Raw genomic sequence first — 12,994 nt, 5'->3', positions numbered from 1 at the left:
ACCCCGTGTCTTTGCCACCGCTTAGCCCCTGCCCCGGCACCGTCTGGTTCGTCGGGGCGGGCCCTGGCGACCCAGAACTCATTACCGTCAAAGGGCAGCGGCTGCTCAGTGAAGCAGGCGCGGTGCTCTATGCCGGTTCGCTCGTCGATGAGGCGGTCGCGCGCTACGCACCGCAGTCGGCCGAAATTGCCGATTCGAAAGGTATGACGCTCGAGGCGATCGCCGAGTGGCTGACCACACGGGCGCAACGCCACGCTACCGTGGTGCGGCTCCAAACAGGGGATCCCACGCTCTACGGCGCACTCACCGAAATGGCGCGGCTGCTCGACGCAGCAGGTGTCCCATGGCGCGCGGTGCCAGGCGTTTCGTCGGCGTTTGCCGCTGCCGCGGCAGCGGGCGAATCCCTCACGCTGCCAGAGGTCACCCAGACGGTGATCTTGACCCGTGCGGAAGGACGAACCCCGATGCCGCCGCGCGAACGGCTCGAGGCGCTCGCCGCGCACCAAGCCACGGTCTGTCTCTTTCTGTCGATCACACTGACGCGGGAAATCGAACGCGCCTTCCTTGCCGCCGGCTGGGCGCCGGAGAGCCCGGTGCTGGTGGTCCACAAAGCGTCATGGCCGCAAGAGCGGATCGTCCGCACCACCTTGTCCGAACTCAGCACCGCTTGCCGCGCCGCAAAGATCGTCTCGCAAGCGATGATCATCGTTTCGCCAGCGCTCGGTGCGCGACAATGGGACGCTGCCCCCCGCAGTAAGCTCTACGACCCAACCTTCACCCACCGCTTTCGTCGTGCAGACAAGGCACCCGAAAAACCCAACGGAGGAGCGTCGTGAGCCCTTCCGCCAACCCCGTCGTCCTCATCGTCGGCCACGGTTCGCGCGAACCCGCAGGCAATCATGAAGTCGAGCAGTTCGCCGCAGCCGCCCGCGAACGCCATCCGCACCACACCATCCTCACCTGCTTCATCGAGTTTGCCGAAGTGCTTTTGCCCGAAGGGTTGGCCCATGCTGCCCAAACCGCACGCGCGGCAGCCCCAGAGGCAGCGACAGTTTTGGTAATCCCCCTCATCATCAACGCCGCGGGTCACGTCAAGATGGAGATCCCGCAAGCCGTCGCCCAAGCCGCACGCGCCTTTCCCGACGTCACATTCACCATCACCCCGCAAGTGGGAACCGGCGACGAACTCTTTGCCGCGCTTCAAGGCGAACGCAAGCGTGCGATGCGCCGCCTGGCGATGCCCGATCCGCAGACCACAGGGGTGATCCTATTGGGGCGCGGTTCGAGTGACCCCGGGGCAAATGCCGAATTGGCGAAACTCGCGCGACGCCTTTTCGAAGCGACCGACCACGAACTGGTCGACCTCGCCTTCACCGGTGTCACCTACCCGCGGCTGGAACGGGTTGCGCAGCGCTTCGTCACCTGGGGCATGACCCAGATCATCGTGCTGCCGGTCTATCTCTTCACCGGCGTTTTGATCGAACGGATCCGCGCGCAGGTGGCGCGTCTCGAGCGGCAATATCCCACCGTCGCGTGGGCGCTTGGTGATTACCTCGGGTTTCGCCCTGAGATCGCCGCCTGGTTCGACGGACTCCTCACCCAACCGCACGAAACGCTGCCGACGCTCGCCTGCACCGGGTGCAAATACCGCACATTTGCGCTCGCACACGGGCTTGGCCATCATCACCACGATCATCACGACCACCATCTCCACCACCACCGTGGCGTTCACGAACCCCACGACCACCCCCATCACGAAAACGGCCCCGATCTCCACTTCCACACTGAGCAACTCCAGGAACAAGTATGACGAACCCGTTACCCACTCCGCGTGTTACCGAACAACTCACCGCTGCAGGTGCCGCAATCGAGCACGAATCGTTCGCGATCATCGACCGTGAAGTGGGCGCTCACGCCTACCCTGCGCACGAATGGCCCGTGGTGCGACGCATGATCCACGCCTCGGCCGACTTCGAAATGAACGGGCTTGTGCAGTTTCATCCCGAGGCGGTCTCCGCCGCGATCGCAGCGGTACGGCGCGGCGCCTCCTTCATCGTCGACGTCGAGATGATCCGTGTTGGGCTCTCGAAACCTCGGCTACAGCACTTCGGCATCGAAGTGCATGAGTTCATCTCGGATCCCGAAGTGATCGCCGCGGCAAAAGCGGCGAATACCACACGTGCGGTGATGGCGATGCGCCGTGCCGCCGAACAGGGCCTCTTGGCCGGTTCGGTCGTCGCGATCGGGAACGCCCCCACCGCGCTCCTCGAAGTGGTTCGACTCATGGAAGCCGGGCAAGCACAGCCGGCGGTGGTCCTGGGTATGCCTGTCGGGTTCGTCTCCGCCGCCGAATCGAAAGAGGCACTGATTGCCAGCAACCGTGCCCCGTGGATCGTCGTGCGCGGGCGCAAAGGGGGATCGACGTTGGTGGTTGCGGCACTTCACGCATTGATGGCGCTCGCGGAAACGGCGGATTCGGAACGCTGAAGGAATCGCGCGCTGTGACCGGCCACGCAGATCCCAACGCCAAGCGGCGCGCCCACCGCGGTCGCACCGGATTCACCACCGGCGCGTGTGCCGCCGCAGCAGCGCGTGCGGCGGCACAAGGGTTACTCACCGGCGCGATCCCGGATGCGATCGAAACCAAGCTCCCCAACGGGCAACGCGTCGTCTTCCCCATCCACGAAAAGCGCCTTTATCCCGACGGACGCGCCACCGCGGTCGTGATCAAAGACGCAGGAGACGACCCCGACGTCACCGACAAAGCGCCCATCACCGCAACCGTTGCCTGGGTCTCCGCCCCTGGCCTTTTCGTGGCTGCTGGCGAAGGGGTTGGCATCGTCACGCGCCCTGGCATTGGTCTTCCCGTGGGCGAACCCGCGATCAACCCGGTGCCGCGGCAAAATTTGTGTGAGAATCTGAGCGAACTGTTGGGTGCAGCACCTCCAGCCACCTGCGCCGCGCTACCCACTTCCCCCCTTCCCGAACGCGCTGTCTGCCTGACGCCGGAACTTCCGAACTGCGCGGACCACGGTCTTCTCGTCACCATCGCAGTGCCTGGGGGCGAAACGCTTGCCAAACGCACGCTCAACCCGCGTTTGGGAATCGTGGGCGGCATTTCGATCCTGGGAACTACCGGCATCGTTCGCCCATACTCCACCGCGGCGTTTCGCGCAAGCGTCGTCCAAGCGATCGGGGTTGCGCGTGCCCAAGGGTGTGACACCGTCGTATTGACCACCGGTGGGCGCACCGAAAAGGCGATGATGGCGCTGTGGCCGGAGCTGCCCGAAGCGGCGTTCGTCCAGATGGGGGACTTCGTCCGCACCGCGTTCGATGCCGCGCGCAAAAACGGGATCCGCCACCTGATCATCGGCGCGATGGTCGGCAAACTCACCAAAATGGCGCAAGGAATGCCCGTCACCCACGCCGGAAAAGGGGAGGTAGATCGCACCTTGCTTGCCGACTGCGCGCGGGCCGTCGGCGCGCCGTCCGCCCTGGTTGCTGAGATCGCCGCCGCCGAAACGGCCCGTTTTGCCGCAGAACGATTGGCCGAACTTGGCCTCGACGTCGCGTTTCACTCGGCGCTTGCTGCACGCGCCTGGCACACGCTCAAAACGAAATATTGGCCGGGGTCGGCTCGGCGGCTCACCATCCAAACCGTCGATTTTGCCGGCAATGCGGTGGCGCGCATCGATGAATCCACAGCGCCGCAGTGGCTTGCAGAATGGGAGGAACGATGAATCCGACCGTCATCGGCTGGCTACCCGGAGAACCGCTTCTGCCCGCAGTCACCGACGCGCTGGCACAGGCCACCCTCGTTTTCGGGGCGAAGGGGTTTGCCCCGCTTGCCGAACGGTTTGCGCCCAACGCCCGTTTCGAACCGTTCGAAGCGTGGCTCGCGCAACTGCCAGAGCGGTGCGCTCGTGCGATCGCACAAGGAGAACGGGTGGTCGTTGCGACCACGGGGGATCCCCTCTTTCACGGCGCAGCGGCCGCACTGCTTGCGCACTTCGGTCCCGACGCGGTCACGGTGCTGCCTGAGCGCAGTTCGGTCCAACTGGCCTGTGCGCGTCTGGGTATCCCCTGGCACAACGCCACGCTCGTCTCCGCGCACGGCAAAGTACGCGAACCGTGGTCGTGGAAGAACGCTCCCCACCATCCGTTGCGCCCCGTGCTCGTAGCGGCTGCGCACAACCGATCACCGATCGTCGCATTGACGGCGCCCGGTGCTGGCGCAACCGAAATCGCCAGTGCGCTCACCGAGCTATCCCTGGCGCATCGGTACCGCATCAGCGTCGCTGCGCGCATCGGGCTCGACGGCGAAGCGCTGTGGCGCGATCTCGAACCGTCGCAGGCTGCCGCAACCGCGTTTCCCCACCCGCACATCGCGATCTTGACCAGCACCACCCCCGGCACCGAAGCGGCTTTCGGCTGGGACGACGACGCTTACGCCCAACGACAACCGGAAAAAGGGCTGATCACCAAACGGGAAGTGCGCGCGGTGGCGCTTGCGCTTCTTGCCCTCACCCCACACGACACCGTCTGGGACATCGGCGCCGGGTCGGGCAGCGTCGGCCTCGAAGCGGCCCGCCTCACCCCCGAAGGGGCGGTATGGGCATTCGAAAAAAACGCAGACGACGTCGCGATCGCCCTGACCAACGCGCGCCGCTTTCACGCGGCCAACTGGACGATTCGCCACACCAAAGCGCCCGCTGGGCTCGAGGAAGCCCCCGACCCCAACGCGGTCTTCATCGGCGGCTCCGGTGGCGAACTGGCCGAACTCCTGACCTACTGTTGGCAACGCATCGCCCCTGGCGGACGGCTCGTCGCCACCTTCGTGACCCTGGAAAACTTGGCTACCGCCACCGCGGCGATGACCGCACTCGACGCCCCGTGGCACGCCACCCAACTGTGGGCGGCACGCACCAAACCCATCCTGGCGATGCACCGCTTCGCCGCCGAAAACCCGGTCTGGCTCGTTGCGGCGACGAAGGAGCCATCATGACTGTTTCGCCACACTTCCTGTCTGAGACCACACCTCCAGCCGCCGCAACGACCGAGGCGCTGGGCACCCTTTACGGAATCTCGCTTGGCCCCGGCAACCCGGATTGGATCACCCGCGGCGCATGGCGCATCCTCACCGGCACGGCACGGTGGGCCTATCCGGTACGCAAACAGGGTGGCGAATCGGTCGCGCTGACGATCGCGAACCGGGCAGGCTTGACCACCCCGGCGGACGCGATCGAACTCCATTTCCCGATGAGCCACGATCCCCTTGTCCTCACCAGGGCGTGGGCCCGCGCCGCGGAGGCGATCCTACCCACCCTGCTTGCGGGTCGCGACGTTGCGGTTCTTGTCGAAGGCGACGCCTCGACCTACGCCACGTTCCAATATCTGGCTGCGGCCGTGCGCGAACGGGCTCCCGGTATGAGCATCCAAACCCTGCCGGGTGTCAATAGCTTCGCCGCTGCCGCGGCAGCCGCAGCGATTCCCCTTGCTGCACAGGAAGAACGCATCGCGGTGCTTCCCGCCAATTACGGTTTACCTCTCATCGAAGCGGTCCTGCCCCACTTCGAGACCCTGATCCTGCTCAAAGTCAAACCCCTCTGGCCTACGCTCGTTGCCTGGCTCAGCGAACGGTCGCTCCTTCCGCACGCGCTCCTTGCGGAACGAGTCGGCTTGCCTAACGAGCGTATCCTTCGCGGCGAAGCGCTCCGCGCTCTTGCCGACGCCACGCTCAGTTACCTCGCGCTCCTCATCCTGCGTAACCCCAACGCGACGCCGGTCGGCGAACGCATTCGCGGCTGTCGCAAAAAGACCGCGGCATCTCCACGCACCAGCGTGACCGTTCCCGCATCCGAAGCGAAACCCCATGAATCCCACGCCGCTGTCGCAAGCCCCAGGAACCCAGGCCCCCAGTAACGCCACGATGACACCAACGATGCCCCCCAAGCCAACGAACCCGACGCCAGAAGCCCCGACTCAAACATCTCCCAACCAAGCTGCCATCTGGCAAGCGGCGCGCAGTACGTTCGCCGCCCCTGCGTTCGTCGCAATCACCCGCCACGGCGCTCAGACCGCGGCCCGCGCGCGCGCCGCGGTGGCACCGTCCGCGCCGCTCTACCTCCCGGAAAAACACGCAGCCGCGCTCGGCAATACACCTGGCGTTGCTCCTTACGCCGGAAAAACCGCCGACGCGATCGAGACGCTGTGGCAGCAACACGACGCCCTTGTCGCGGTCGTCTCACTGGGTGCGATCGTCCGCCTCATTGCGCCGCTCCTTGCCGACAAAAACCGCGACCCAGCGGTCGTCGTGATCGACGACTCCGGCCGCTTCGTCATCCCCGTGCTCTCGGGCCACTTGGGTGGCGCCAACGCGTTGGCGCAAGCGATTGCCGAAGCGCTGGGAGCCACCTGTGTGCTCACCACCGCATCCGACAGCCAGAAAAGCCTTGCGGTCGACCTTTTGGGCCGCGAACTCGACTGGCGCTTCCAAGCCAGCCACGACACGGTCGTCCATGTCTCGGCTGCCGTCGTCAATGGGGACCCCGTGCTCCTGTGGCAAACGTGCGACCACGACCGCGACTGGTGGTCCCACCACGCCGGCGGCCGCCGCGGCATACCACTGCCCCAACACATCCACGTGCGGCACGTTTCGCCGGACAGCCCCTTTCCCAGCGAACTCGCCAACCACTTCCGCGCGCTCCTTTGGGTGGGTCGCATCCCACCCCCGCCGCAGGTCCGCGCAGCGTTCCCAGAACGGCTCATCCATTACGCGCCGCCGGAGCGGATCGACCGCACCCGCGTTGCCGTCGGTGTCGGTTGCGACCGGGGCACCCCTGCGGAAACGATCGCCACGGCCCTGCAGGAAGCGTTGGCACGTCTGCCCGAACCGGCCACAATCGTCCATTGCGCGTCGATCACCCTGAAGCGCGACGAATCGGGGTTACACGAAGCGTTGGCGCCCTACCTTCACGCTGGCGCCAGCCTCTCGTTCTACCCGCCCGAAGCGCTCGCCGCGATTCCGGTTCCTTCCCCTTCGGAGACGGTGCGCCGTTATACCGGCACCCCTTCGGTTGCCGAAGCGGCGGCGCTGCTCGCAGCGGGGTGGCGCGCATCGACCCTGGCCGAACATCCGGGCTACCCGATGCTCCCGGTGGAAAAACTGCGCCGTTGCGGCAGTGACGGGCGCAACGTCACCATCTCCCTCGCCTACTGTTACCAACCCCCTGAAGGAACGAAACCCGATGGCGCAACCCGCAACGCATCCGAACGCGACGTGTACCGCTCGCTTTGCTCTGAACCCCGCTGAAGGAGCTAGCGTATGAGTACCAAAGGAACGCTCTATCTCGTCGGCATCGGCCCTGGGAGCGAAGCGCACATGACCGATGCCGCGCGCGCAGCGATCGCAGCGGCCGATGTGGTGATCGGCTACGTCACCTATTTGCGGCTCGTCGCCGATCTCACCGCCGGGAAAACGATCATCAAAAAAGGGATGACCGAAGAGATCGACCGCGCACAAGAAGCGATCGCATACGCCCGACGCGGACACACCGTCGCGTTGATCTCCTCCGGGGACGTCGGCATCTACGGCATGGCTGGCCCCACCTTCGAAGCGCTTTTGGCCAGCGGCTGGCGCCCCGATGCCGAAGCGGATATTCAGGTCGAGGTCGTACCGGGCGTCACCGCACTCTCTGCGGTCGCGGCACTTATCGGCGCACCGCTCACCCACGACTTCTGCGCGATCTCGCTTTCTGACCTCCTCACGCCGTGGCCGGTGATTGCCCGACGCATCGCCGCCGCTGCCGCCGCCGACTTCGTCGTCGCGCTCTACAACCCCAAATCGGGACGACGCACCCAGCAGATCGTCGAAGCGCAATGGCTGCTTTTGCAACACCGTGCCTCCACCACACCAGTAGCCATCGTCAAATCGGCATACCGCAAACGGCAGCAGATCCAGATGACGACGCTTGCCGAAATGGCCGAATGCGAAATCGGTATGCTCTCGACCGTGCTTGTGGGCAACAGCAACACCTTCGTCGCGCACGGAAAAATGGTCACACCGCGCGGCTACGGCAACAAATACGCCGCCGACGGTACCCCGTTACCCGGCGAACGCCCGGCACACTCGCTCTCGCAGGGGCTTAGCGGCACGATTGCCGCGATTCAAACTTCCCCAGCCAGCAACGAAGCGCTCGCGGCCCAACTGCAGTTACCGCTTGCCTACATCGAACGGCTCCGCACCTTACCACCGCAACCGAGCACGTCCGGAGATGATCGCTAACGCTTTCTCCCCTGCCGAACGCGCTGCGGTCTACCGCGCGATTACCGAGCGGCGCGACGTGCGCCGCCACTTTCTCCCCGACCCTATCCCTGAACCACTTCTGATGCGCCTGTTGGACGCCGCGCACCGCGCCCCTTCGGTCGGGTTTTCCCAGCCGTGGGAATTCGTCATCGTGCGTGACCCGCAAACCAAAGCCCAAGTCCATGCCGCATTTACCCAAGCCAACGCAGAAGCCGCAATGCGCTTCAGCGGCGAACGGCGCACCCGCTATCGCCAACTCAAACTGGAAGGGATTCGCGAAGCACCGATCAACCTCCTCGTTGCCTGCAACCGCCGCCGTGGGGGTCCCGTAGTACTGGGGCGCACCCACCAGCGCTCGATGGATCTCTTTTCCTGCGTCTGCGCCATCCAAAACCTCTGGCTGGCGGCGCGCGCAGAAGGAATTGGCGTTGGCTGGGTCAGCATCATCCGACGGCAAGCCTTACGGGAGATCTTTCGTTTGCCACACCACGTCGTCCCGATCGCCTATCTCTGCCTGGGATGGGTGCGCGAATTCCTTCCCGAACCGGAGCTGCAACAAGTCGGTTGGGCCAAGCGTGACCCCCTTTCCGACCACCTCCACTGGGAACGGTACGCCGCGCCAGCGCATGAATTGGGTATCATCCCCGCATCGACGCGACAGGAGTGACCGCAATGGCTCAGCTCAACGACGCAGACCGGCACACCCTCGAAACCCTTTTGTTACCACGCGGCTGGCAACGCGAAGGCGAAACGCTCAAGCGCACCTACCGCTTTACCGATTTCGTCCAAGCGTTCGGCTGGATGAGCCAAGTGGCGCTCGTTGCCGAACGAATAAACCACCACCCCGAATGGCGCAACGTCTGGAACCGGGTCGAAGTCACCCTCACCACCCACGACGCCGGTGGCCTCACCGCGAAGGACGTCGCGCTTGCCCAAGCGATGGAACAACTCGCGATACCGTTCTTGGCCGACCACAGCGCGTAGCGTCACCCCGATGCCGCCGACACCTAACCCCCAAGCGACGATCCACCTCATCCTGGGCGGCGCCCGCTCCGGCAAAAGTCGCTACGCCGAATCGCTCGCCCGCGCCGCCCCTGAGCCCGTGGCGTACCTTGCCACCGCCCACGCAGGCGACGACGAAATGGCGGCGCGCATCGCCCACCACCGCGCGCAGCGACCGAACACGTGGCACACCATCGAAGCGCCGTACCACCTGAGCAGAGCGCTCGACGCAGCGCTTACACACGCCAACACCGTCGTGATCGACTGCCTCACCCTCTGGTTGAGCAATTGGCTGCTCTGGTGGGAAACGGCGTGGTCGCCCCCGAACGCTCTGCCACCGACACCACGAGACGCCTCCGATGCCACCCGGCGCGCAGCGTGGGAAGCCGAACGCGCCGCGCTCTTGGAACATCTCGCCAAAGCGGCGCCGCACCACACGATTCTTCTCGTGGCCAACGAAGTGGGGCTGGGCATCGTCCCCAACGACCCCCTCGCTCGTCACTTCCGTGACGAAGCGGGCTGGCTCAACCAGGCGGTTGCGGCCGTTGCCACCCGGGTTACCTTCGTCGCTGCAGGACTTCCCCTCCCGCTCAAATCCTGAAAGGAACACCCATGCGCCCAACACCCGCGCCGATCGACGAAACCCTGGCCCCCAAACTCCAACACAAAATCGACCGCAAAACGAAACCCCTGGGTGCGCTGGGGCGGCTCGAAGCGGTGGCGTTGCAACTCGGATTGATCCAGAACCGCCTCGACCCAAGCGCGCACCACCCCTACGCACTCGTCTTCGCCGCCGACCACGGCCTCACCCGCACCCACCCCGTCTCTGCCTACCCACGCGACGTCACCTGGCAGATGGTGCGGAACTTCCTCGCCGGAGGCGCTGCGATCAACGTCTTTTGCCGCACCTTCGGCATCCCGCTGAAAGTAGTCGACGCCGGGGTCGACCACCTCTTCACACCACACCCCGATCTCATCGATGCGAAACTCGCTTTTGGCAGCAACGACGCGGTGACTGCGCCTGCGCTGGGCTTGGAGCTTGCCCACCGCGCTGTCGCGACCGGGGCGGAAATCGTCAGCCGCCTACCGGATCCCCTCGACGTCCTGATCCTGGGCGAAATGGGGATCGGCAACACCGCTACCGCCACCCTCTTGTTGCACTGCTTCACGGGGTTGCCGCTTGCCACGCTGGTCGGTCGCGGCTCAGGGCTTGATGACGCGGGTGTCGCGCGCAAACGCGCCGTGCTGGAACAAGCGTTGGCGCGCGGCGGCACGCCTTCCGACCCGTGGCAGATCCTCGCCGAATATGGCGGACTGGAAATCGCCCAAATGGCGGGCGCGATGCTCGCCGCCAGCGAACGCCGCGTCGCGGTGCTGGTCGACGGCTTCATCGCCACCGCAGCGGCTGTCGCGGCGCTGGCGATCACACCGGAAATCCGCCCCTACCTGATCTTCACCCACTGCTCGAACGAACAGGGGCACCGCGCCGTGCTCGACCACCTGGGCGTATCGCCCCTCCTTGACCTCGACCTGCGGCTGGGCGAAGGTACCGGAGCGGCGCTTGCCTACCCACTCGTACAAGCCGCCGCCGCGTTTCTCAACGAAATGGCGAGCTTCGAATCGGCTGGCGTCGCCGACCGCGCGTGAACCGCTATCGGCAAATGCCGCCCCGCTGGATGCGTTCTTTACACCGTGAATGGAGGCGCTTCGCGCAAGCGCTCCGCTACTTCACGCGCTTACCCTGCCCAAGCGCCGGGCGCTATCGCGCCGCGCACGTTCCGCGCACCCTGCCCTATTTTCCCTGGGTCGGACTCATCGTAGGGGGACTGAGCGCAGGCGCGTACCTCGTCGCTTCCACCCTTTTCGCCAGTGCCTCGCTTGCGGCGCTCTGCGCCCTAGCAACCCACCTTATCGTCACAGGCGCATTTCACGAAGACGGACTGGCCGACACCGTCGATGGCTTTGGCGGCGGCTACGATACAATTCGCGTTCTTGCCATCATGAAGGATTCTCGCGTCGGCACGTTCGGCGCAGTCGCACTGTGGCTGGCATTGACCCTGCAGTGGCAGGCGCTCACCCTGCTGGGCAGCGCCCATGGCGTTTTCGCCGTCTGCAGCGCGCTCGTCGCTGCCCATGCGGCTGCCCGCTTCATCGTTCTCATACCGATGACGCGCCTGCCCTATTTGCGTTCCGCCGATGGCAGCAAGGCCTACCCCTTCGCCGCCGCCAAACTGACTCGCGGCGAATGGGCGAAAGCGGGACTGGCGATCGTACTGCCCTTAGCCGCACTGCCGCTTGCGGTGGCATCGGGCATGATCGCCGGCATCGGGCTTGGTGCCGGCTACTGGATCTGGCGCACCGACAAGCGCTTGGGCGGCTTTACCGGTGACGTGCTCGGCGCGATCGAATCGACGGCCTTTACCACAGGATTACTAGGAATTTTGTGCGCATGGAACTCTATTTGATCCGACACCCCAAAACGGCAGCACCCGACGGCGTCTGCTACGGCCAGAGCGAATGGCCACTCGCGGAAGACCCGGAAGCGGTCGCAGCGCGTCTCACGCCACTGCTGCCCGAACACTTCCACCTCTACAGCAGCCCCAGCGAACGGGCCGCGGAACTCGCCCGCGCGTTGGGCCGTCCGTCCTACGACGACCGGTTATTGGAAATCGATTTTGGCGAATGGGAAGGCGTCCCGTTTGCGACGATCGACACCGAGCTCATCGCCCGGTGGGCGGCGAACCCGTTCGGCTTCCAGCCCCCCGGCGGCGAATCGGCCGCCGAAATGGCGATCCGCGCGCTCGAATGGTGGCAGGAGACGCGCGAACGCCGTCTCGACGTCGATGCCATCGTCGTCGTCGGCCACGCCGGCCCGTTGAAAGCCATTGCCGGACACCTCTTGGGGCTGCCGCGCGAACGGTGGCTCGCACTCGACTTTGCCTGTAGTCACGCCACCCGCATCGACGTCGCACCCTGGGGCGCGACACTGAAATGGTTCAACCGCTAGCCTTTTCCCTATGCACGCGCGGCCACTCACCGTCGTCCAGATGTTACCGGCGCTCCACTCGGGGGGCGTCGAACGCGGTACCGTCGAGATCGCCGAAGCGCTGGTTGCCGCGGGGCATCGCGCGATCGTGATCGCCGACGGGGGCCGCTACGCCGACCATCTGCGCGCGATCGGCGCAGAATGGATTCCCTGGCCCGTAGGCAAAAAGTCAGTCGCCACCCTCTGGCGTTTCGTTCCCAAAGTGCGCGACCTCCTCATGCGCGAGCGGGTCGATATCCTCCACCTGCGCTCCCGCCTCCCGGCCTGGGTCGGTTACCTCGCCTGGCGTCGCATTCCACCTGCTTTGCGTCCTCGGCTGGTGACCACCGTGCACGGCTTCTACTCCGTGAACCGCTACAGCGCCGTGATGACCCGCGGCGAAACGGCGATCTGCGTCTCCGAAGCGATTCGCCACTACGTGCTCTGCCACTACCCGAAAACCGACCCGGAGCGTTTGGTCGTCATCCCACGCGGCATCGACCCGGCTGCCTATCCGCGCGGCTACCGCCCTGACCCCGGTTGGTTCGCCCAGTGGTACGCGCAGTTCCCGGAAACCCGCGGGAAACGTTGGGTGACCCTCCCCGCGCGGCTCACCCGCTGGAAAGGACAAGCGGAACTGCTGACGGTGTGGCGGGAGATCA

General features: G+C 65.4%; 15 protein-coding genes. All 15 read left to right on the top strand.

Translation table 11 applies throughout. The features are described from left to right. The first annotated feature begins 5 nt into the window (after positions 1-5). Entirely contained in the window at positions 6-836 is an 831-nt protein-coding gene (gene cobM, locus ACYQ4Z_RS07145) for a precorrin-4 C(11)-methyltransferase (RefSeq protein ID WP_197713685.1), read from the top strand. After that, positions 833-1,810 carry a sirohydrochlorin chelatase gene (locus ACYQ4Z_RS07140; protein ID WP_438438384.1) on the top strand — a complete coding sequence of 326 codons (978 nt, stop codon included), beginning with the start codon at positions 833-835 and terminating at the stop codon, positions 1,808-1,810. The genes cobM and ACYQ4Z_RS07140 overlap by 4 nt, the downstream gene beginning before the upstream one ends. Further along, on the top strand, positions 1,807-2,487 hold the full coding sequence (locus ACYQ4Z_RS07135) for a precorrin-8X methylmutase (RefSeq protein ID WP_459860507.1): 681 nt from the start codon (positions 1,807-1,809) through the stop codon (positions 2,485-2,487). The genes ACYQ4Z_RS07140 and ACYQ4Z_RS07135 overlap by 4 nt, the downstream gene beginning before the upstream one ends. A 14-nt stretch (positions 2,488-2,501) precedes the next feature. Further along, the gene (locus tag ACYQ4Z_RS07130) at positions 2,502-3,740 is read left to right on the top strand and encodes a cobalt-precorrin-5B (C(1))-methyltransferase (RefSeq protein WP_219971969.1); all 1,239 of its coding nucleotides are present in this window, start codon (positions 2,502-2,504) and stop codon (positions 3,738-3,740) included. Further along, complete coding sequence (gene cbiE / locus ACYQ4Z_RS07125; RefSeq protein WP_219971967.1) at positions 3,737-5,005, top strand: precorrin-6y C5,15-methyltransferase (decarboxylating) subunit CbiE; 1,269 nt, start codon at positions 3,737-3,739, stop codon at positions 5,003-5,005. Before ACYQ4Z_RS07130 ends, cbiE begins: the two co-directional genes overlap by 4 nt. After that, positions 5,002-5,922 carry a precorrin-2 C(20)-methyltransferase gene (gene cobI, locus ACYQ4Z_RS07120; RefSeq protein ID WP_459860506.1) on the top strand — a complete coding sequence of 307 codons (921 nt, stop codon included), beginning with the start codon at positions 5,002-5,004 and terminating at the stop codon, positions 5,920-5,922. Before cbiE ends, cobI begins: the two co-directional genes overlap by 4 nt. After that, complete coding sequence (locus ACYQ4Z_RS07115; protein WP_459860504.1) at positions 5,873-7,312, top strand: cobalt-precorrin 5A hydrolase; 1,440 nt, start codon at positions 5,873-5,875, stop codon at positions 7,310-7,312. Before cobI ends, ACYQ4Z_RS07115 begins: the two co-directional genes overlap by 50 nt. 12 nt (positions 7,313-7,324) lie before the next feature. After that, positions 7,325-8,284 carry a precorrin-3B C(17)-methyltransferase gene (gene cobJ, locus ACYQ4Z_RS07110; RefSeq protein WP_219971964.1) on the top strand — a complete coding sequence of 320 codons (960 nt, stop codon included), beginning with the start codon at positions 7,325-7,327 and terminating at the stop codon, positions 8,282-8,284. Next, complete coding sequence (gene bluB / locus ACYQ4Z_RS07105; RefSeq protein ID WP_219971963.1) at positions 8,274-8,972, top strand: 5,6-dimethylbenzimidazole synthase; 699 nt, start codon at positions 8,274-8,276, stop codon at positions 8,970-8,972. The genes cobJ and bluB overlap by 11 nt, the downstream gene beginning before the upstream one ends. Positions 8,973-8,977: 5 nt before the next feature. Beyond that, positions 8,978-9,289, top strand: a complete 312-nt coding sequence (locus tag ACYQ4Z_RS07100; RefSeq protein ID WP_219971962.1) for a 4a-hydroxytetrahydrobiopterin dehydratase — start codon at positions 8,978-8,980, stop codon at positions 9,287-9,289. A 10-nt stretch (positions 9,290-9,299) separates the two neighbouring features. Then, positions 9,300-9,908, top strand: coding sequence for a bifunctional adenosylcobinamide kinase/adenosylcobinamide-phosphate guanylyltransferase (gene cobU / locus ACYQ4Z_RS07095; protein ID WP_219971961.1), 609 nt, complete (start codon positions 9,300-9,302; stop codon positions 9,906-9,908). An 11-nt stretch (positions 9,909-9,919) separates the two neighbouring features. Further along, complete coding sequence (cobT, locus tag ACYQ4Z_RS07090) at positions 9,920-10,954, top strand: nicotinate-nucleotide--dimethylbenzimidazole phosphoribosyltransferase (RefSeq protein ID WP_459860501.1); 1,035 nt, start codon at positions 9,920-9,922, stop codon at positions 10,952-10,954. Between the two features lie 29 nt (positions 10,955-10,983). Further along, positions 10,984-11,772 carry an adenosylcobinamide-GDP ribazoletransferase gene (locus ACYQ4Z_RS07085; protein WP_170141341.1) on the top strand — a complete coding sequence of 263 codons (789 nt, stop codon included), beginning with the start codon at positions 10,984-10,986 and terminating at the stop codon, positions 11,770-11,772. After that, positions 11,757-12,314, top strand: coding sequence for a histidine phosphatase family protein (locus ACYQ4Z_RS07080; protein WP_459860499.1), 558 nt, complete (start codon positions 11,757-11,759; stop codon positions 12,312-12,314). The genes ACYQ4Z_RS07085 and ACYQ4Z_RS07080 overlap by 16 nt, the downstream gene beginning before the upstream one ends. Positions 12,315-12,324: 10 nt before the next feature. Continuing rightward, positions 12,325-12,994 (top strand): glycosyltransferase (locus ACYQ4Z_RS07075; RefSeq protein WP_459860497.1); only part of this gene is annotated, 670 nt, incomplete at its 3' end.

Source organism: Hydrogenophilus hirschii (assembly GCF_054656675.1).
This window is presented reverse-complemented; position numbering and strand designations above follow the sequence as displayed.

What these genes read in the sequence shown, in the direction of transcription:
- bluB (WP_219971963.1), top strand. Translation starts at nt 8,274, where the DNA reads ATGATCGCTAACGCTTTCTCCCCTGCCGAACGCGCTGCGGTCTACCGC.
- ACYQ4Z_RS07115 (WP_459860504.1), top strand. Translation starts at nt 5,873, where the DNA reads ATGAATCCCACGCCGCTGTCGCAAGCCCCAGGAACCCAGGCCCCCAGT.
- cobI (WP_459860506.1), top strand. Translation starts at nt 5,002, where the DNA reads ATGACTGTTTCGCCACACTTCCTGTCTGAGACCACACCTCCAGCCGCC.
- cobU (WP_219971961.1), top strand. Translation starts at nt 9,300, where the DNA reads ATGCCGCCGACACCTAACCCCCAAGCGACGATCCACCTCATCCTGGGC.
- ACYQ4Z_RS07100 (WP_219971962.1), top strand. Translation starts at nt 8,978, where the DNA reads ATGGCTCAGCTCAACGACGCAGACCGGCACACCCTCGAAACCCTTTTG.
- cbiE (WP_219971967.1), top strand. Translation starts at nt 3,737, where the DNA reads ATGAATCCGACCGTCATCGGCTGGCTACCCGGAGAACCGCTTCTGCCC.
- cobJ (WP_219971964.1), top strand. Translation starts at nt 7,325, where the DNA reads ATGAGTACCAAAGGAACGCTCTATCTCGTCGGCATCGGCCCTGGGAGC.
- ACYQ4Z_RS07080 (WP_459860499.1), top strand. Translation starts at nt 11,757, where the DNA reads ATGGAACTCTATTTGATCCGACACCCCAAAACGGCAGCACCCGACGGC.
- ACYQ4Z_RS07135 (WP_459860507.1), top strand. Translation starts at nt 1,807, where the DNA reads ATGACGAACCCGTTACCCACTCCGCGTGTTACCGAACAACTCACCGCT.
- cobT (WP_459860501.1), top strand. Translation starts at nt 9,920, where the DNA reads ATGCGCCCAACACCCGCGCCGATCGACGAAACCCTGGCCCCCAAACTC.
- ACYQ4Z_RS07085 (WP_170141341.1), top strand. Translation starts at nt 10,984, where the DNA reads ATGCGTTCTTTACACCGTGAATGGAGGCGCTTCGCGCAAGCGCTCCGC.